This window comes from Pseudomonas sp. BIC9C (assembly GCF_034541995.1).
GTDB lineage: Bacteria > Pseudomonadota > Gammaproteobacteria > Pseudomonadales > Pseudomonadaceae > Aquipseudomonas > Aquipseudomonas fluorescens_CC.
Genome location: NZ_JAWDGM010000001.1, coordinates 727,807 through 747,765, shown reverse-complemented (window position 1 = coordinate 747,765; position 19,959 = coordinate 727,807). Strand labels below are relative to the sequence as shown.

Sequence of the window (19,959 nt, the reverse complement as noted above, 5' to 3'; positions counted from 1 at the left end):
TAGTGCGTTTAATCAGGCGACGGGTTGCATCGCCGGTTTAGCGAGCGAATCCGTGCTCTTGTTGCGAAGGTCGTGCGGGCCGTACACAGCGCTGGCTTCCGGGAACATTTTGAGCAGGACCAGGTAAACCGCCGAGGCCAGGCCCAGGGTCACAGGCAGGCTGATGTCGATACCACCGGCCATTTCGCCCAGTGGGCCGACGAATTGCCCCGGCAGGTTCACAAAGCACAGGCCGACCGCGGCACTCGGGATCCAGGCCCCCATGCCACGCCAGTTCCAGCCGTGGGTGAACCAGTAACGTCCACCTTTCTCGCCACGGGTGAACACTTGCAGGTCATCCGGGCAGTAGAAGCCGCGACGGGCCAGCAGGCCGATGATCATGATCACCATCCAGGGGGTGGTGCAGGTGATGATCAGTACGGCGAAGGTCGACACGCTCTGTACCAGGTTGGCCGCGAAGCGCCCGATGAAGATGAAGGCAATCGACATCACACCAATCAGCAGCGTGGCCTTGACCCGCGACAGTACCCGTGGGAACACGCTGGACATGTCCAGGCCGGTGCCGTAGAGCGAGGTGGTGCCGGTGGACATGCCGCCGATCACTGCGATCAGGCAAACCGGCAGGAAGAACCAGGTCGGGGATACTGCCAGCAGGCCGCCCACATAGTTGTTGGCCGCAATGTAGTCCGGCGCCTTGATCGCCACGATGGTCGCGGTGGTCAGGCCGAACAGGAACGGGATGAACGTTGCGATCTGCGAAATCACCACCGCCGCCATGATGCGACGCTTGGAAGTATCACGCGGAATGTAACGCGACCAGTCGCCGAGGAACGCACCGAAGGAAATCGGGTTGCTCATGGCCACCAATGCTGCACCGATGAAGGCAGCCCAGAAACCGGGTTGGCCCAAGTTGACGCTACCGGCGTAGTTCACATCGAAAGGACCGGCGAAGGCGAAGACGCCAAGCAGGAACAGCAGGCTGGCACTCCACACCGCGATCTTGTTGACCCACAGCAGGAAGCGGAAACCATAGATGCACACGGTCAGCACCAGAATCGCGAACAGACCGTAGGCCAGGCCCAGGGTCAGGTCGGTTTCCGGCAGGCCGATCAGGCGTTTGGCGCCACCGATCAGCGCATCACCCGAACTCCACACCGAGAGCGAGAAGAAGGCGATGGCGGTCAACAGCGACAGGAACGAACCGACGATCCGTCCGTGCACGCCGAAGTGCGCACCGGAAGACACGGCGTTGTTCGTGCCGTTGATCGGGCCGAACAGGCCCATTGGCGCGAGGATCAGCGAACCCAGCAACACGCCCAGCACAATCGCCCAGACGCCCGCCTGGAAAGACAGGCCGAACAGTACCGGGAAACTGCCGAGGACGGCGGTGGCAAAGGTGTTGGAACCACCGAAGATCATCCGGAACAAGTCCGTCGGGCCTGCGGTGCGTTCGTTGTCCGGGATCTGTTCGACCCCGTGGGTTTCAATTTGCGTAAGGCTTTGGTCTTTGTTGTTGTTATTCATGATCAGCTCCGATCATAAAGGCGCGCTCATCGTGCGTGAGCGTCACCTGTGTTGGCTAAGGGGTTGGCAGCCCTTCCGGCATCGCGGACAAATGTTCGTGACAGGCCAGCCATAGGCCTTGTTGTTCTTGGCCAGACGCTTGTTTCCTGAAAACAATCGTCTCGCGCTCCTGGCTAAAGTGCTGCTCCCCTTGCATGCGCAGCTCGGTGGCTACGTCATGGATAAAAATCGCCACGTCACCCTGCAGGCTGACGAAAGCGTTGCTTGAGGTGCACGAGAGCACCTCGAAGCCATCCTCGGCGCGCCAGCTGTCCCACATCGCCTGATAGGCGTCGCGCGACAGCAGGGGCTGTTCGAGGGTGTAGAAGACGAAGCTGGCATCGGCGCTGAACGCGCCGAAGTAGGCTTCGCGATCGTTACGGGCAAAAGCGGACACCAGATCGGCGGCGGCTTTGAGAACCTGATCACGTTCGTTCATGGCCCATCCTCAGCGGTGGACTACGCCAGGCAGTACGCAGAGCATTTCGTACAGCAGGTTGGCGGCCAGCAGCGAGGTGTTACCAGTGGTGTCGTAAGCGGGCGAGACTTCTACCAGATCGCAACCGACCAGGTCGAGGCCTTGGCAGCCACGAACGATCTCGATCGCCTGAATGGTCGTCAGACCTCCGATTTCCGGGGTGCCGGTGCCAGGAGCCCAGGCCGGGTCGATGCCGTCGATGTCAAAGCTCAGGTAGACAGGACCGCCACCGACTTTCTCGCGGACTTCAGCCATCAATGGCTCCAGCGATTTGTGCCAGCACTCTTCGGCCTGAACCACACGGAAGCCCTGGTTGCGGCTCCAGTTGAAGTCATCAGCGGTGTAGCCCTGGGCGCGCAGGCCAATCTGTACGACACGGTCCGGGTCCAGAAGGCCTTCTTCAACGGCGCGACGGAAGGTTGTGCCGTGGGCGATTTTCTCGCCGAACATGTGATCGTTCACATCGGCGTGAGCGTCGATGTGCACCAGGCCGACCTTGCCGTGCTTTTTATGGATGGCACGCAGGATCGGCAGGGTGATGGTGTGGTCGCCGCCCAGGGTCAGGGGGATCACGTTGTGTTCGAGGATGTCGTCGTAGGCTTCTTCAATGATGCGAACGGCGTCCAGCAGGTTGAAGGTGTTGATCGCCACGTCGCCGATGTCGGCAACCGACAGCGAGTCGAACGGTGCAGCACCGGTGGCCATGTTGTAAGGGCGGATCATCACCGATTCGGTGCGGATATCGCGAGGCCCGAAACGGGTGCCGGGGCGCAGCGAGGTACCGATGTCCAGCGGCACGCCTACGAAGGCAGCGTCCAGGCCGGCAGCAGTTTCCAGGTGGGGGAGTCGCATCATGGTGGCGATGCCGCCGAAGCGCGGCATTTCGTTGCCGCCCAGTGGTTGGTGAAGAATCTTGTCCACGGGTAGGGCCTCATCGTCGTTGTTTTATTTATGTCGGTTGCACCGTTCACGGGAGTACGGGCGCACCTTGTGGCGCCGATTCTGCGAAATGTAGTGGCCGGGAAGAATCGCTACGGGCAAATACTTAGTTCAGATTTTTCTAAACTAATGGCGAAGTCGGCGATAGACTTCACCACTCACGTAATGGCTGATGAATAACCCTGTAGGAGCCGCCGCAGGCTGCGATCTTTTACTTTTCGGCGGTTTCATGGCCGAACGAAGCAAGATCAAAAAATCGCAGCCTGCGGCAGCTCCTACAGGAACGTAGCTGCCGCAACCCAGATTCAGCTGAATGTTTGGAGCCCCTCATGGCCAACGCTTTACCCGACCTGAAACTATTGCGCATCTTCGTCAGCGTGGTGCGACACCAGGGTTTCGCCAACGCGCAGCAGGAGCTCAATCTCTCGACGTCGGCCATCAGCACCTACATGAGCCAGCTCGAAGCGGCCCTCGGCCTGGTGCTCTGCCATCGCGGTCGTGGCGGTTTCAGCCTGACCAGCAAGGGCGAACTGTTTCATCAGGAAACCCTGCGTCTGTTGGGCGAGCTCGAAGGTTTCGAGCAATACGCCGCGGCCCTCAAGGGCGAGTTGCGCGGTACCTTGAACCTTGGGGTCATCGACTCCACCGTCAGCGACAAGGCCCTGCCGTTTGCCGAAGCCATCGGTGCCTACAGCCAGGAACACCCGGCCGTGCACTTGCACCTGTCGGTGATGAGCCCCTACGAATTGCAACTCGGGGTGCAAGACAACCGCCTCGACCTGGCCATCGGCGCGTTTTCCACGCGCATGAGCGGCCTGGTGTACATGCCGCTGTACCGTGAACAACACTGGTTGTATTGCAGCACGCGGCATCCGCTGTTCAACGAGCGGCGCATTCCCGAGCAAGTCATCACCCAGCAGCGCATGGTCGGTCGCGGCTACTGGAGTCAGGCTGAACTGGCGCGTCACGGTTTCAAGCACAGTGCCGCGACCGTGGAAAGTATGGAGGCCCAGTTGATTCTGGTGCTGTCCGGCGCCTACATTGGCTACCTGCCGGAGCACTACGCCCAGGCCTGGGCCGACAAGGGTGACTTGCGTGTGTTGCTGCCGGCGACCTTCGGTTATCAGGCGCCGTTCTCGATGATCGTGCGTCGGGGTCGTAGCCGCGAGCCGCTGATCCAGACGTTCCGTGACTTGCTTAAAGCCCAACTCAATCAGGCCTGAGAAGATGTCCAGAATCCAATGCTCGCGGTGCCTGCGTCCGCAAAGCCACTGCCTGTGCCCATTGATCCCGAGCCTCGACAGCCGCACCCGCGTGTTGCTGTTGCAACATCCGAGCGAAGTGAACCATGCACTGAATACGGCGCGGCTGGCGGCGTTGGGCTTGAACAATGCCGAGTTGATCGTGGGGGAGGTGTTCGAGGATTTGCCGACATTGTTGAGCCGGCCGGGGTATCAGGCGCGCTTGTTGTTTCCCGGCGAAGAAGCGCAACCGATGCAAGCCTGTGCCGCGACAGACGAACCGCTGTTGCTGGTCGTCCCGGACGGCACCTGGCGCAAGGCACGCAAGATGTTGCACCTCAATCCGCTGCTGGCGGCGTTGCCGAGGGTGACGCTGGCCGAGGGCGGTGTGTCCCGTTATCGTCTGCGCAAGGCGCCGGGGCCGGGTGCATTGTCGACGGTGGAGGCGATTGTGCAGGCGCTTGAAACCCTTGAGGCACCGACCTCTTTTGCGCCATTGCTCAGGCCGTTCGAAGCCTTGATCGAGGGGCAGATTGCGGCAATGGGGGAGGAGGTTTACCTGCGTAATCATGGGTCGAAGTAGTCGTCAATGCCGGCCCCTTCGCGGGCAAGCCCGCTCCCACAGGGGTTGCGTCGTACACAAAAAAAGTGGAACACCACTAAACGCTGTGGGAGCGGGCTTGCCCGCGATGAGGCCGGTTCAATCACTGCAATTTTCGAACAAGGACTACCGCTCCCGCATCGCCTCGGTCCGGGCCTTGAGCACCGGTTTAAGCAAGTAATCGAGCACCGTTTTCTCCCCGGTAATGATGTCCACCGTCGCCACCATCCCCGGGATGATCAGCAGCGGTTTTACGTCCCCGCCCAAATGGTTTTTGTCCGTACGCACCTGAATCAGATAGAAACTGTTGCCCTTGTCGTCGGTGATGGTGTCGGCGCCGATCAACTCCAGTTTGGCGCTCAAGCCGCCGTAGATGGTGTAGTCGTAGGCACTGAACTTGACCATGGCTTTCTGGCCCGGATGCAGGAATGCAACGTCCTGTGGCCGCACCTTGGCTTCGATCAGCAGGTTGTCTTCCAGCGGCACGATTTCCACCATGTCGCTGCCGGGCTGGACCACGCCGCCGATGGTGTTGACCTTCAACACCTTGATGATGCCGTGAACCGGCGAGACCACGGTGGTACGGGTCACGCGGTCGTCGATGGCGATGCTCGATGCCGTGATTTTCGACAGGTCGGTGCGTTTCTCATTCAGCTCTTTGGCGGCTTCCGAACGGAAGGTCTGTTCCGACTCGTCGATCTTGCTTTTGATCTCGTTGATTGCCGATTCCGCCCGGGGAATCGCCAGGGTGGTGGCGTTCAATGAGCCGCGAATCTCCACCGCGCTGCGTTTGAGGCGCAGAATTTCCACCGGTGATACCGCGCCGGTGCCCACCAGTGGTGCGGACATGTTCATCTCTTGCTGCAACAACGCCAGGCTTGAACTGAATTGACCCTGTTTCGAGCGAAACTCCGCCAACTCCTGGGTTTTTTGCCGAAGTTGCTCGGTCAGGGTACGTTGTTCGCTGGCCAATCGGCGTTGCCGCTGTTCGTACAGAGAGCGCTCGTCTTCAGCCACTTGCGGCGCCTTGGCGATCACTTCTTCTGACAGCTTGAACGGCCGGCCTTCGGCTTCGGCCGAAAGTCGTTCGACCTGCGCGGTCAAGGCAAAGCGATCGGCTTCGCTTTCGCCCTTGTTCGACAGGTAGCGCGTGTCATCCAGGCGCAGCAAGGTGTCGCCCTTGTTCACCATTTGTCCTTCACGAACGAAAATTTCAGTGACGATGCCGCCCTCCAGGTTCTGGATCACCTGGACTTTGCTCGACGGAATCGCCTTGCCTTCACCCATGGTCACTTCCTGCAACACGGCGAACCTGGCCCAGAGCAGTGCGCTGACCAGCAGCGCGGCGGCCAGCCACACGGTGATTCGCGACCAGCGCGGTGAGTCCTGCAACGAGGCGCCAGCGGTTTCCGGCATGAACTCGGTTTCGGCACTTTTGTTGAAACTGTCGAAGTAGCCACGGGACCCTTGATCGGCAGACATGGACGACTCCTAGACTGCCGCAGAGCCGACGCGGCCCTTGCGCAGTGCATCGATGACCGCTTCTTTCGGACCGTCGGCGACGATCCTCCCGTTGTCCAGCACCACCAGGCGATCCACCAGGCTCAGCATCGAGGTGCGGTGGGTCACCAGCAGGATGGTTTTGCCCTGGACCCAGCCGTGGAGTTTTTGCCTCAGGACGTCTTCGCTGCTGTTGTCCATGGCGCTGGTGGGCTCGTCGAGCAGCATGATGGGCGGGTCGAGCAACATGGCCCGGGCCAGCAATACCGCCTGGCGCTGGCCGCCGGACAGCAGTTGCCCACGTTCGCCCACGGGCCGGTCGAAGCCTTGCGGGTGTTGCCGGGCCAGTTCGGTGACGCCGGTCATTTCCGCCACTTCGAGCATGCGTGAGTCACTGATATAGCGCGCGCCGAGGGTCAGGTTGTCGCGCAGGCTGCCGGCCAGCAGCGGCAGGTCGTGGGCGACGTAACCGATTTGATGGCGCAGGTCGGCGACGTCCAGTTGCCGCAGGTCCAGGCCATCGATCAGCAACTGGCCTTCATCCGGTTCATAGAACCCCATCACCAGTCGCGCCAAGGTGCTTTTACCTGAGCCGCTGCGGCCGATGATGCCGACGCGCTCACCAGGTTTCACACTGAAACCGACATTGGCCAGGGCGGGAGAGCTCTGGCCGTTGTAGTGGAAGGTCACGCCGACAACATCCAGCGCGCCTTGCAGTTGGGTGCGCTCCAGCGGCCGTTGTCTGGCGTCGCGTTCCTGGGGCAGGCCCATCAGCGCGTCGGTGCTTTTCATGGTCAGTTGCGCTTGCTGGTAGCGTGTGATCAGGCCGGCGATTTGCCCCAGTGGCGCCAATACCCGGCTGCCGAGCATGTAGCTGGCCACCAGGGCGCCGACGCTGAGGTTGCCGGCGATGATGCTGTAGACCCCGGCGACGATGGTCGCCATGCCGGACAACTGCTGGATGAACAAGGTGCCGTTGGTGGCCAGGGCCGAGAGGTTGCGCGCATGGCTGTCGAGGCGGGTGAGGGCACCGTGGGTGCTTTCCCATTTGTGCTGGCGCTCGCTTTCGGCGCTGCAGGCCTTGAGGGTTTCCAGGCCGCTGAGGGTTTCGATCAGCAACGCCTGGCGTTCGGCGCCGAGGCTGAGGCTTTTCTGCACGGTGTCGCGCAGGCGTACCTGGATCACCATGGCGAAGATGATGGTGATGGGAAACGCCAGTATCGGGATCACCACCAGCCAGCCTCCGAGCAGGCCGATCACCAGCAGCATCAGCAGGCAGAAGGGCAGGTCGATCAGGCTGGTGAGGGTCACGGCGGTGAGAAATTCCCGCAAGCCCTGGAAGTCATGAATGCTTTGGGCAAAACCCCCGATGGTCGCTGGTCGCGCTTTCATTGCCATGCCGGTGATGCGCTCAAACAGTGTGGCCGACAGGATCACGTCGGTTTTCTTGCCGGCGGTATCCAGCAAGTGCGCGCGCACGATCCGTAGCACCAGTTCGAAAGCAGTGCCGATCAGCAGACCGATCGCCAGCACCCACAAAGTCGAAGTGGCCTGGTTCGGCACCACGCGGTCGTAGGTCTGCATCACGAACAGCGGCACCATCAGCCCCAGCAGGTTGATCAGGAAACTCGCCAGAATCGCATCGCTGTACAGCCATTTCGACAGCTTCAGCGTATCGCGGAACCAGGCCTGGCGAGGCACCAGCGGCGAGCGCAAGTCTTCGAGTTCGTGGCGTGGACGGGCAAACAGCGCCTGGCCACTGTAGTGTTTGGCCAGCTCCTCAGGGCTGAGCCATTGTTCGCCGCCGTCGGCTTCGCTGGGCAGGATCAGCACCTTGCCATCCTCGCCATAACGGCGCAGGACGGCCGTGCGGCCGTTGTCGAGCAACAGCAGCACGGGCAGGTTGAGCGCAGAGATGTCTTTGAGGTCACGACGCAGCAAGCGCGCCTGCAAACCGGCCCGGGCCGCTGCACGGGGCAGCAGGTCCAGGCTCAGGCGTTGGTGTGCCATGGGCAGCCCGGCACTCAGGCTGGTGCGACTGACCGTCGCGCCGTGGAGTTTGCAGAGGATCAACAGACCGTCCAGAAGCGGGTCATCGAAGCTCAGGCGCGGATCGACACCGGGGTTGCCGGGTTCCATGCTGGTCATTGAACCCTCCCATGCACTACTTCATTTCAGGCAGCCGAGCTTCGTTTTTCACTTCGGTCTGGGCAATCGCGTCGGCGGGCAGCACGACCCGTTGTTTGCTCAACAACTGGCCCATGTTCGCCAGGACGCGGTACATCGAAAACTCTTCGGTGTAGCGCACTTCGGTGTAGCGACGGTTAGCGTTGTAGAGTTCGTTTTCACTGTCGAGCAGGTCCAGCAGAGTCCGTTGACCGAGGCCGAACTGATCCTGGTAGGCCATGCGTACGCGCTTGCTGGTGTCGGCGTATTCACGGGCGGTCGGGGTCTGTTTCTTGGCATTGACCATGGCGTTCCAGGCCAGGTGAATGTTCTCGTTGAGCTGGCGCAGGGCATTGTTACGGATGTCCATGGCCTGGTTGATCTTGTGCGAGTCGGAGGCCAGGCGCGCCTTGTCGCTGCCGCCGCGGAACAGGTTGTAGTTCATGAGCACGCCGACCCGCCATTCGTTGTCGTGGCCTTCGTCACCCTGCACGTTGTTGTTCGCGCCCACTGCCGCCTCGGCGTCGAAGCGCGGGTAGTACGGCGACTTGGCGACTTCGTACTGGCTTTCGGCCGATTGCACATCGGCCTGGGCGGATTTCAGGTAAGGGTTGTTTTCCACCATGCTCTGCTGGGCTTCGGGCAGGGAGGCAGGGACTTCGCCGCGAATCGATGGCGGGGTTTCGAGTTCATCGGGCATACGCCCTACAACGGCGTAAAAGTTCGACTCGGCGTCAGCCAGATCCACTTCGGCGGTGTCGAGGTTGTTTTCCGCCAGTGCCCGGCGAGCCGTGGACTGGTCGGCATCGGCGTTGCTGCCCACGCCGCGCTGGGTGCGCAGGCCGATCTGGTCGTTGACCCGCAAGTGCGCTTGCAGGTTGTTTTTGGCCAGTGTCACCAGTTCGCGGCGCTTGAGCACTTCGAGGTAAACCTCGGTGGTGCGCAGGGCCAGATCCTGAGCCGTACCCTGAGCGTAATAGGCTCGCGAGTTGACCACGCCTTTGGTGCGTTCGACCTCATTGGAAGTGTTGAACCCGTCGAAGAGCATTTGTCGCAGGCGCAATTCCGACTGGGTGTAGTTCAGGGTTTCGGTGTTGTGCCCGCTGGGGGTGAGCGCCCGGGTATTGGTGTTATCGCTGTACGCGCGCCCGTAGGCGGCGTTCAGATCAACCGATGGATAAAAGCCCCCTTTGGCGACCTTCACGTCCTCATCAGCCGACAGGCGGCTGTCCACCCGTGATGCCAGCTCCGGGTGGGTCGCGATGGTGCTCTGGATCGCTTCGGTCAGCGTCATGGCCTGAGCCTGGGACGAGCAGGCCATGGCCAAAAGAACCGCGCTGCAGAGGGGGGTTAATAGGCGCATGTACATCTCCCTGATTGCTGATGGTGCTTATCAATCGCCAATAATTTGACGATATTTATAGGTGAAGTTGTTTCACGTCTTTAACAAAAGAGCTAAGAACATTCTGGAGCGTAGCTAAGAAATTTTTTTCATAACGACTATGCAAAAAAAAACTTATGCGCTCTGCGAAATCCAGCACATTGTTCAATGCGAAAGCCCTTGTTTTATGGGCGCTAGGGCGCTTTTCGGGGTTTGAGGAAAATTCCAATCCACTTATCGACATAGGGCGGAGAAGTGCTGGAGGGGAGGGACGCGAGCGATCTGGTGGCGACGGTTTTTTGTCACTTGAGTGATTCAGGATCGCTACGCATCGCTCACAGGCAACGTTGTTGCGCACAGGGATCCGATGCCATTGATTGCAGAGGGTTTTTCCCAAAATCGTAAACAGCGCCGTGAGCGACTGGCTGGGCGAGATCGTTGCCAGGGCCACGGCTTACTCATGTAAACCGGTACCCGGAACACGATCCGCCAGACAACCCGTTTGAGCCATGAGCATGTTCTTCGCGCAAACAAGGTGCCGACAGCGGTTGGCAGCGGAGGAAGTGCACATGGCTACGCTCATCGGCATCGTCAGTAAGGTCATCGGTCAGGTGTTCGCGGTCGCGAGCGACGGCACCCGGCGTGCTTTGGTCGAAGGGGACCGGCTGTTCGCCGGCGACCAACTGAGCACCGGCGCTGAAGGCGCGGTGGCGGTGCATCTGCAAAATGGCCAGGAGCTGACCCTCGGGCGTGACAGCAGCATGCAAATGACACCGCAGCTGCTCGCCAATCAGATTCCCCATGTGGACCCGCATGAAGCGGTGACGCCGAGCGAAACTCAGCTGACGGATGTCGAACAACTGCAAAAAGCCATTGCGGCGGGCGACGACCCGACCCAAACCGCTGAAGCCACCGCTGCCGGACCTGCCACGACTACCGGTGTACCGGGTGGTATCCAGGGCAGTGGTCATAGTTTCGTCATGCTCGAAGAAGTGGGCGGGCGAGTCGACCCAACCATTGGCTTCCCCACTGCCGGTTTCAATGGCATTCCCGTACTTCCCGAAGAACGCCTGAACGCAAATCCGGACAACAACGTTGTAGAGACCGCTGCCCCTGTGGTGGCGCCGGTGGTTCCGCAGGCGCCGAACAATCCGGTCACCTTCGAAGGCCTGTCGCAGCAGAACGGCGAGCGGAGCGTCAATGAAGCCAACCTGGCCGACGGTTCGGCGAGGAACGATGGCTCGCTGACGCGAAGCGGCACCTTCACCATCAATGCGCCAGACGGGCTGACCAGCCTCAGCATCGGCGCAATCAACGTGATCAGCGGCGGTGTGGCGACAGGTTTTGCGCAGTCGATCACCACCCCTCTGGGCAGTACCTTGACCTTCACCGGTTACAACCCGGCCACGGGCGTGGTCAGTTACAGCTATACCCTCAACCGCGCCGAAACCCATGCCAGCGGCGAGGGGGCCAATAGTCTTACCGAGCACGTCACCCTGGTGGCCATCGACAGCAATGGCGACAGCGCTACCGGTACGCTGGATATCAGCATCATCGACGACGTGCCCAAAGCAGTAGATGACAACAATGGCATCGCCTCGGAAACCCTGCTGACGCTGAACGGCAATGTACTGAGCAACGACGTACAAGGCGCCGACCGGGTACCGGTCAGTGAAAACAGCGGACCTATTACTCCCGGCACCTTTACCGGGACTTACGGCACCCTGGTGCTCAACGCCAACGGCACCTACACCTACACGCTGAACACCAGCGACGCGGATTTCAAAGCCCTGCACGGCGGCGGTAACGGCACTGAAACCTTCACCTACACCCTCACCGATGCCGACGGCGACAGCAGCACCGCCAACCTGGTGCTGCAGATCCACAACAACGATGACCCGATCACGATTGGCGGATTGAACGCTGAGGGCGGCGAGTTGACCGTCTTCGAGAGAAACCTCAGCGACGGCAGCGCACCGGATGCCACGGCGCTGACCCAGAACGGCACCTTCACCGTCGCCGCCCTCGACGGAGTCACCACCCTGACCGTCGGTGGCATCGCCGTGGTCAGCGGCGGTGTAGCTGCGGGCTTCCCGCAATCGATCACCACGCCACTGGGTAGCACCCTGACCATCACCGGGTTCAACGCAGCGACTGGTGTGGTGAGCTACAGCTACACACTGGTCGATAACGAAGCCCATCCAACTGCCAACGGCGCCAACAGCCTGCCTGAGCAGTTCGCCGTGACCGTGGTCGACGACAACGGCACCACGGTCACGGGTAGCCTCGACGTGAGCATCGTCGACGACCTGCCCAATGGCGTGGACGACAGCAATGGCACCGCCTCGGAAACCCTGCTGACGCTGAACGGCAATGTACTGAGCAACGACGTACAAGGCGCCGACCGGGTACCGGTCAGTGAAAACAGCGGACCTATTACTCCCGGCACCTTTACCGGGACTTACGGCACCCTGGTGCTCAACGCCAACGGCACCTACACCTACACGCTGAACACCAGCGACGCGGATTTCAAAGCCCTGCACGGCGGCGGTAACGGCACTGAAACCTTCACCTACACCCTCACCGATGCCGACGGCGACAGCAGCACCGCCAACCTGGTGCTGCAGATCCACAACAACGACGACCCGGTGACGATTGGTGGATTGAACGTCGAGGGTGGCGAACTGACCGTCTTCGAGAAAAACCTCAGCGACGGCAGCGCACCGGATGCCACTGCGCTGACCCAGAGCGGCACCTTCACCGTCGCCGCTCTCGACGGTGTCACCACCTTGACCGTCGGCGGCATCGCCGTGGTCAGCGGCGGTGTAGCTGCGGGCTTCCCGCAATCGATCACCACGCCACTGGGTAGCACCCTGACCATCACCGGCTTCAACGCAGCGACTGGTGTGGTGAGCTACAGCTACACACTGGTCGATAACGAAGCCCATCCAGTTGCCAACGGCGCCAACAGCCTGCCTGAGCAGTTCGCCGTGACCGTGGTCGATGACAACGGCACCACCGCCACCGGTTCACTGGACGTGAACATCGTCGACGACCTGCCGAAGGGCGTGGACGACAGCAATGGCACCGCCTCGGAAACCCTGCTGACCCTCAACGGCAACGTGCTGAGCAACGACATACAAGGCGCCGACCGGGTGACGCTCGGGGAAAACAGCGGACCGATCACTCCCGGCACTTTCACCGGCACTTACGGCACCCTGGTACTGAATGCCAACGGCACCTACACCTACACGCTCAACACCAGCGATGCGGACTTCAAAGCCCTGCATGGCGGCGGTAACGGCAGCGAAACCTTCGCCTACACCATCACCGATGCGGACGGCGACAGCAGCACCGCGAACCTGGTGCTGCAAATCCACAACAACGACGACCCGGTGACGATTGGTGGATTGAACGTCGAGGGTGGCGAACTGACCGTCTTCGAGAAAAACCTCAGCGACGGTAGCGCACCGGATGCCACGGCGCTGACCCAGAGCGGCACCTTCACCGTGACCGCCCTCGATGGCCTGCAAACCCTGACCGTCGGTGGCATCGCCGTGGTCAGCGGCGGTGTAGCTGCGGGCTTCCCGCAATCGATCACCACGCCATTGGGCAGCACCCTGACCATTACCGGCTTCAACGCGGCGACCGGTGTCATCAGCTACAGCTACACCCTGAACGATAACGAAGCCCATCCAACGGCCAACGGCACCAACAGCCTGACCGAGAACTTCAACGTCGTGGCCACCGATACGGACGGCGACAGTGCGACCGGGCAGATCAACGTCAACATCGTCGACGACCTGCCAAAAGGCGTGTACGACAGCAATGCTTCAACGGCCTCGGAAACCCTGCTGACCCTCAACGGCAACGTGCTGAGCAACGACGTACAAGGCGCCGACCGGGTAACGCTCGGCGAAAATGCCGGCCCGATCACCCCTGGCACTTTCACCGGCATCTACGGCACCCTGGTGCTGAATGCCAATGGCACCTACACCTATACGCTGAACCCCAACGACACGGATTTCAAAGCCCTGCACGGCGGTGGCAACGGCAGTGAAACCTTCACCTACACCCTCACCGATGCCGACGGCGACAGCAGCACGGCGAACCTGGTGCTGAACGTCTACAACAACGACGATCCGGTGATCCTCAACGGCCTCAACGTGTATGGCGGCGAGCTGACGGTTTACGAAAAAAACCTCAGCGATGGCAGCAACCCGGACACACCGGCCCTGACCCAGAGCGGGACCTTCACCGTGACTGCCCTCGATGGCCTGCAAATCCTGACCGTCGGCGGCATCGCCGTGGTCAGCGGCGGCGTGGCCGCCGGCTTCCCGCAGTCGATCACCACACCACTGGGCAGCACGCTGACCATTACCGGCTTCAACGCGGCGACCGGTGTCATCAGCTACAGCTACACCCTGAACGATAACGAAGCCCATCCAACGGCCAACGGCGCCAACAGCCTGACCGAGAACTTCAACGTCGTGGCCACCGATACGGACGGCGACAGTGCGACCGGGCAGATCAACGTCAACATCGTCGACGACCTGCCAAAAGGTGTGTACGACAGCAATGCTTCAACGGCCTGGGAAACCCTGCTGACCCTCAACGGCAATGTGCTGAGCAACGACGTGCAAGGCGCTGACCGGGTAGCGGTCGACGAAAGCGCGGGTCCCATCACTCCCGGCACTTTCACCGGTATCTACGGCACCCTGGTGCTGAATGCCAATGGCACCTACACCTATACGCTGAACCCCAACGACACGGACTTCAAAGCCCTGCACGGCGGTGGCAACGGCAGTGAAACCTTCACCTACACCCTCACCGATGCCGACGGCGACAGCAGCACGGCGAACCTGGTGCTGAACGTCTACAACAACGACGATCCGGTGATCCTCAACGGCCTCGACGTGTATGGCGGTGAGCTGACGGTTTACGAAAAAAACCTCAGCGATGGCAGCAACCCGGACACACCGGCCCTGACCCAGAGCGGCACCTTCACCGTCACGGCCCTGGACGGTGTCACCAGCCTGACCGTCGGCGGCATCGCCGTAGTCAGCGGCGGCGTGGCCGCCGGCTTCCCGCAGTCGATCACCACCCCGCTGGGCAGTACGCTGACCATCACCGGGTTCAATGCGGCGACCGGCGTGGTCAGCTACAGCTACACCCTGGTGGACAACGAAGCCCACCCGGCCGCCAACGGCGCCAACAGCCTGCCTGAACAGTTCACCGTGACCGTGGTCGACGACAACGGCACCACCGCGACCAGCTCACTCGACGTGAACATCGTCGACGACCTGCCGAAGGGCGTGTACGACAGCAATGGCACCGCTTCGGAAACCTTGCTGATCCTCACTGGCAACGTGTTGAGCAACGACGTGCAAGGCGCCGACCGGGTGACACTCGGCGAAAACGCCGGCCCGATCACCCCCGGCACTTTCACCGGCACTTACGGCACCCTGGTGCTCAACGCCAACGGCACCTACACCTACACCCTCAACCCCAGCGACGCGGATTTCAAAGCCCTGCACGGCGGCGGTAACGGCACTGAAACCTTCACCTACACCCTCACCGATGCCGACGGCGACAGCAGCACCGCGAACCTGGTGCTGAATGTCTACAACAACGACGATCCGGTGGTCCTCAACGGCCTCGACGTGTATGGCGGTGAGCTGACGGTTTACGAAAAAAACCTCAGCGATGGCAGCAACCCGGACACACCGGCCCTGACCCAGAGCGGCACCTTCACCGTCACGGCCCTGGACGGTGTCACCAGCCTGACCGTCGGCGGCATCGCCGTAGTCAGCGGCGGCGTGGCCGCCGGCTTCCCGCAGTCGATCACCACCCCGCTGGGCAGTACGCTGACCATCACCGGGTTCAATGCGGCGACCGGCGTGGTCAGCTACAGCTACACCCTGGTGGACAACGAAGCCCACCCGGCCGCCAACGGCGCCAACAGCCTGCCTGAACAGTTCACCGTGACCGTGGTCGACGACAACGGCACCACCGCCACCGGCTCACTCGACGTGAACATCGTCGACGACCTGCCGAAGGGCGTGTACGACAGCAACGCCAGTACCGCCTCGGAAACCTTGCTGACCCTCAGTGGCAACGTGCTGAGCAACGACGTGCAAGGCGCGGACCGGGTTGCGCTCGGCGCAAACGCCGGCCCGATCACCCCCGGCACCTTCACCGGGACTTACGGCACTTTGGTGCTCAATGCCAACGGCACCTACACCTACACCCTCAACACCAGCGATGCCGACTTCAAGGCCCTGCACGGCGGTGGCAACGGCAGCGAAACCTTCACCTACATGATCACCGATGCCGACGGCGACAGCAGCACCGCGAACCTGGTGCTGAACGTCCACAACAACGACGATCCGGTGACCCTCAACGGCCTCGACGTGAATGGCGGTGAGCTGACGGTCTACGAGAAAAACCTCAGCGATGGCAGCAGCCCCAGCGTGCCGGCCCTGACGCAGAGCGGGACCTTCACCGTGACCGCCCTCGATGGCCTGCAAACCCTGACCGTCGGCGGCATTGCCGTGATCACCGGTGGCGTGACCGCTGGCTTCCCGCAATCGATCACCACACCACTGGGCAGCACGCTGACCGTCACCGGTTTCAACCCGGCTAGCGGTGTCATCAGCTACAGCTACACCCTGAACGATAACGAAGCCCATCCAACGGCCAACGGCGCCAACAGCCTGACCGAGAACTTCAACGTCGTGGCCACCGATACGGACGGTGATAGTGCGACCGGACAGATCAACGTCAACATCGTCGATGACTTGCCGAGCGCCAAACCTGATTCGTCGTCGGTAGTGGAGGGCGGCACCGTCAACATCAGTGTGCTGGGCAACGACGTCAGCGGCGCCGATGGTCCGGCGACGGTGGTCGGCGTGCGTGCCGGAAGCAATACCTCGACGTCAGCGATCGGCGGGCTGGGCAACCAGATCAATGGCACCTATGGCTACCTGACCCTCGATGCCAACGGCAACGCGGTGTATCACAGCAATCAGAATTCGGTCGGCGATGCGGGGGCCACTGATACGTTCACCTACACCGTGCGCGATTCCGATGGCGATGAAAGCACCACCACCATCACCATCGACGTCGCCAACAGCACGATCAAGGCCAACCCCGACGGCGACGTGACGGTCTACGAAAAAGCCCTCGACCTGAGCAAGGATGGCCAGGACCTGGCCGCCGGTACGGTCATCGGCAGCGCCCCGGGCAACGCTGGCGAAACCGCGTCCGGCACCCTGGTCGGTTCGGTCTCGGGTGGCAGTGGCGCGCTCACCTACACCCTGGTCGGCAGCGCCACCGGCACCTACGGGCAGATCCTGCTCAACCCCGACGGCAGCTATACCTACACCCTGACCTCGGCACCAAAAACTTCGCCGAATGCCAACGATGGACCGAACAGCCTGAGTGAAAGCTTCACCTACAAAGCCACCGATGCGCTGGGCAACAGCAGCACCAGCACGATCGTGGTCAACATTGTCGATGACGTGCCCAAGGCGGTGGCAACGGATCGCTCTGTGGCGGCGGTGGAGATCGATTCCAACCTGCTGATCGTGCTCGACGTCTCCGGCAGCATGGCCGACCCTTCCGGCGTGTCGGGCCTGTCGCGGCTGGCTCTGGCCAAGCAGGCCATCAGCGCCTTGCTGGATAAATACGACGACCTTGGCGATGTGAAAGTGCAGCTCGTCACCTTCAGCAGCAGTGCCACCGACATGACCTCGGTGTGGGTCGATGTCGCGACCGCCAAGACACTGCTCGCCGGCCTCACCGCGAACGGCGGCACCAACTACGACGCTGCCGTGGCGACCATGCAGACCGCGTTCATTACCTCCGGCAAACTGACCGGTGCACAAAACGTCGGCTACTTCTTCTCCGACGGCAAGCCCAACACCGGCCTGGAAATCGGCACCGCCGACGAAACCGCGCTGAAAGTCTTCCTCGATGCCAACAACATCAAGAACTACGCGATCGGCCTGGGCAGCGGCGTGACCAATGCCAACCTCAATCCACTGGCTTATGACGGCAGCAGCCACACCGACACCAATGCGGTGGTGGTGACCGACCTCAACCAGCTCAACTCGGTGCTGTCCGGCACTGTGATCGGCGCACCGGTGACCGGTTCGCTGCTGGGCGAGGGCGGTTCATTCGGCGCCGATGGCGGCTTTATCAAAACCATTACGGTGGACGGCACCACGTACACCTACGATCCAAGCGGCAACAGCAATCAGGGCTCACTGAACTTCAGCGGCGGGCTCAACCATGGCACGTTCAACACCTTGGACAATACGTTGAGTATTGCCACCAATAACAGTGGTACCTTGCTGATCAACCTGGATACCGGCGACTACACCTACATTTCGCAGAAAACCACGTCGGTGTTGATCACCGAGAACATCGGATTCACCGCCAGCGACAACGACGGTGACCTGGTCAGTTCCACCCTGACGGTCAAAGTCATTCCGAATGCACCGCCAGTGGCCGCCGACGATAACGTCATCACCAACGTGCTTTCGGGCACCATCGTGGTGCCGGGCGAACTGTTGCTGGCCAACGACACTGACCCCAATGGCGATCAACTCTCGGCGACACCGACCTCCTTCAACACCGGCTGGATAGCGAAGGGCGCGGACTTCACCGGCACCGGCGCGATCGGCTTTACCGGCACCAACAACAACTCCGCCAACCAGAGTCTGGCAAACGTGCGCAATGCCTTTGCGGCCAACGCGGCGACCATGACGGCGGTGCTGGTGGTCAGTGGCTATCTCGGCGCAGTGTCCAACTCCAATGCAAACGATGAAGACCTCATCACGGTCAAGCTGAAACAAGGTGAGACGCTCAACCTTGATCACAACCTGGCAGCCGGGCACGTCACGATGGAGTATTCGCTCAACGGTGGGGCGTTCGTAAACATCGCCGATGGCGGCACCATCACCGCAAGCGCGGACGGCACTTACCAGATCCACATGACCAACATCACCGACCCCGGTAACGGCAATACGAATGCGGCGGAAAACTATCAGTTGACCATGACCGTCAACTACGCCGGAGCACACGATGTCACCCCGGACTACCACGGCACCTACACCGCCAACGACAATCATGGCGGCAGCGACTCGGCCAACCTGACCATCAGCTATCAGGATGGGCACACCCTCACTGGCACCAGCGGGGATGACGTACTGGTGGCGGGCACGGGCAACAACATCTTCAATGCCGGCGATGGCAACGATGTGCTCACCGCCGGCTCCGGCAACAACGAACTGCACGGCGGCGCCGGCAATGATTGGCTCTACAGCGGCCCGGGCAATGACATCCTCGACGGCGGTACGGGCATCGACACCGCCAGCTATGCCCACGCCACCGCCGGGGTGACGGTCAATCTCAGCCTGCTCGCTGCGCAAAACACCCTCGGCGCGGGCACGGACACTCTGATGGGCATCGAAAATCTGGTCGGGTCGAACTTCAACGACACCCTGACCGGCGACAACAATAACAACGTGATCAACGGCGGCTTGGGCAACGATATCCTCAACGGCGGAGGCGGTGATGATTTGCTGATCGGTGGCCTGGGCAACAACACCCTCACCGGCGGGGCAGGGGCCGACATGCTCCAGTGGCTCAAGGGCAACAGTGGCCACGATGTGATCACCGATTTCACGCCCGGCACCGACAAGCTCGACCTGTCGCAGCTGCTGCAAGGGGAAAACGGCACCACGGCGTCGCTGGATGACTACCTGCACTTCACCGTCACCGGTAGCGGGCCGTCGACAGTGACCAGCATCGGCGTCAGCGCCATGGCCGGGGCCACGCCGAACCAGACCATCGACCTGGCCGGCGTCAACCTCGCCAGTTATTACGGTGTAACGCCGGGGGCGGGTGGGGTGATCGCGGGCGGGCATGACACTGCGACCATCATCAACGGCATGCTCAACGATCACTCGCTGAAGGTGGATACCGTGTGACCCGAAGGCCCACTAAAAAAACCGCCACCCTGTGAAGGGGTGGCGGGTTTATTGAGGGAGCCAGTCTGACCGGGAAGCCTTGGCTGAAGTTG

General features: G+C 61.4%; 9 protein-coding genes. 3 read left to right on the top strand and 6 right to left on the bottom strand.

Annotation, left to right across the window (positions count from 1 at the left end):
* Positions 1–12: 12 nt before the first annotated feature.
* From RS887_RS03620 to speB, 3 genes are read right to left on the bottom strand one after another with little or no spacing between them, the layout of a single operon-like run.
* Entirely contained in the window at positions 13–1,524 is a 1,512-nt protein-coding gene (locus RS887_RS03620) for a cytosine permease (RefSeq protein ID WP_322614405.1), read from the bottom strand.
* A 55-nt stretch (positions 1,525–1,579) separates the two neighbouring features.
* Complete coding sequence (locus tag RS887_RS03615; protein ID WP_008018245.1) at positions 1,580–2,002, bottom strand: YybH family protein; 423 nt, start codon at positions 2,000–2,002, stop codon at positions 1,580–1,582.
* A gap of 9 nt (positions 2,003–2,011) precedes the next feature.
* Positions 2,012–2,962, bottom strand: a complete 951-nt coding sequence (gene speB / locus RS887_RS03610; RefSeq protein ID WP_085729068.1) for an agmatinase — start codon at positions 2,960–2,962, stop codon at positions 2,012–2,014.
* A 347-nt stretch (positions 2,963–3,309) separates the two neighbouring features.
* Here speB and RS887_RS03605 point away from each other — a divergent pair, with 347 nt between their 5' ends.
* Both RS887_RS03605 and RS887_RS03600 read left to right on the top strand, forming a co-directional pair.
* Positions 3,310–4,203: a LysR family transcriptional regulator gene (locus tag RS887_RS03605; RefSeq protein WP_007972518.1), complete on the top strand. Its 894-nt coding sequence runs from the start codon at positions 3,310–3,312 to the stop codon at positions 4,201–4,203.
* A gap of 4 nt (positions 4,204–4,207) precedes the next feature.
* On the top strand, positions 4,208–4,804 hold the full coding sequence (locus tag RS887_RS03600; protein WP_322614404.1) for a tRNA-uridine aminocarboxypropyltransferase: 597 nt from the start codon (positions 4,208–4,210) through the stop codon (positions 4,802–4,804).
* A gap of 144 nt (positions 4,805–4,948) precedes the next feature.
* On the opposite strand, the gene RS887_RS03595 is transcribed toward RS887_RS03600, so the two are convergent.
* Genes RS887_RS03595 through RS887_RS03585 form a run of 3 tightly spaced genes read right to left on the bottom strand, consistent with a single transcriptional unit; the run spans position 4,949 to position 9,851 of the window.
* On the bottom strand, positions 4,949–6,304 hold the full coding sequence (locus RS887_RS03595; protein WP_322614403.1) for an HlyD family type I secretion periplasmic adaptor subunit: 1,356 nt from the start codon (positions 6,302–6,304) through the stop codon (positions 4,949–4,951).
* 9 nt (positions 6,305–6,313) lie between these two features.
* Entirely contained in the window at positions 6,314–8,470 is a 2,157-nt protein-coding gene (locus RS887_RS03590; protein ID WP_322614402.1) for a type I secretion system permease/ATPase, read from the bottom strand.
* Between the two features lie 16 nt (positions 8,471–8,486).
* On the bottom strand, positions 8,487–9,851 hold the full coding sequence (locus RS887_RS03585) for a TolC family outer membrane protein (protein ID WP_322614401.1): 1,365 nt from the start codon (positions 9,849–9,851) through the stop codon (positions 8,487–8,489).
* Between the two features lie 587 nt (positions 9,852–10,438).
* Between RS887_RS03585 and RS887_RS03580 the strand changes: the two genes are divergently transcribed.
* Positions 10,439–19,867, top strand: coding sequence for a retention module-containing protein (locus RS887_RS03580; protein ID WP_322614400.1), 9,429 nt, complete (start codon positions 10,439–10,441; stop codon positions 19,865–19,867).
* Positions 19,868–19,959 lie beyond the last annotated feature (92 nt).

Bases quoted from the DNA above. Each gene is read 5' to 3' on its own strand.
- RS887_RS03595 (WP_322614403.1), bottom strand. From the start codon at position 6,304: ATGTCTGCCGATCAAGGGTCCCGTGGCTACTTCGACAGTTTCAACAAA.
- RS887_RS03620 (WP_322614405.1), bottom strand. From the start codon at position 1,524: ATGAATAACAACAACAAAGACCAAAGCCTTACGCAAATTGAAACCCAC.
- RS887_RS03615 (WP_008018245.1), bottom strand. From the start codon at position 2,002: ATGAACGAACGTGATCAGGTTCTCAAAGCCGCCGCCGATCTGGTGTCC.
- RS887_RS03585 (WP_322614401.1), bottom strand. From the start codon at position 9,851: ATGCGCCTATTAACCCCCCTCTGCAGCGCGGTTCTTTTGGCCATGGCC.
- RS887_RS03580 (WP_322614400.1), top strand. From the start codon at position 10,439: ATGGCTACGCTCATCGGCATCGTCAGTAAGGTCATCGGTCAGGTGTTC.
- RS887_RS03605 (WP_007972518.1), top strand. From the start codon at position 3,310: ATGGCCAACGCTTTACCCGACCTGAAACTATTGCGCATCTTCGTCAGC.
- RS887_RS03600 (WP_322614404.1), top strand. From the start codon at position 4,208: ATGTCCAGAATCCAATGCTCGCGGTGCCTGCGTCCGCAAAGCCACTGC.
- RS887_RS03590 (WP_322614402.1), bottom strand. From the start codon at position 8,470: ATGACCAGCATGGAACCCGGCAACCCCGGTGTCGATCCGCGCCTGAGC.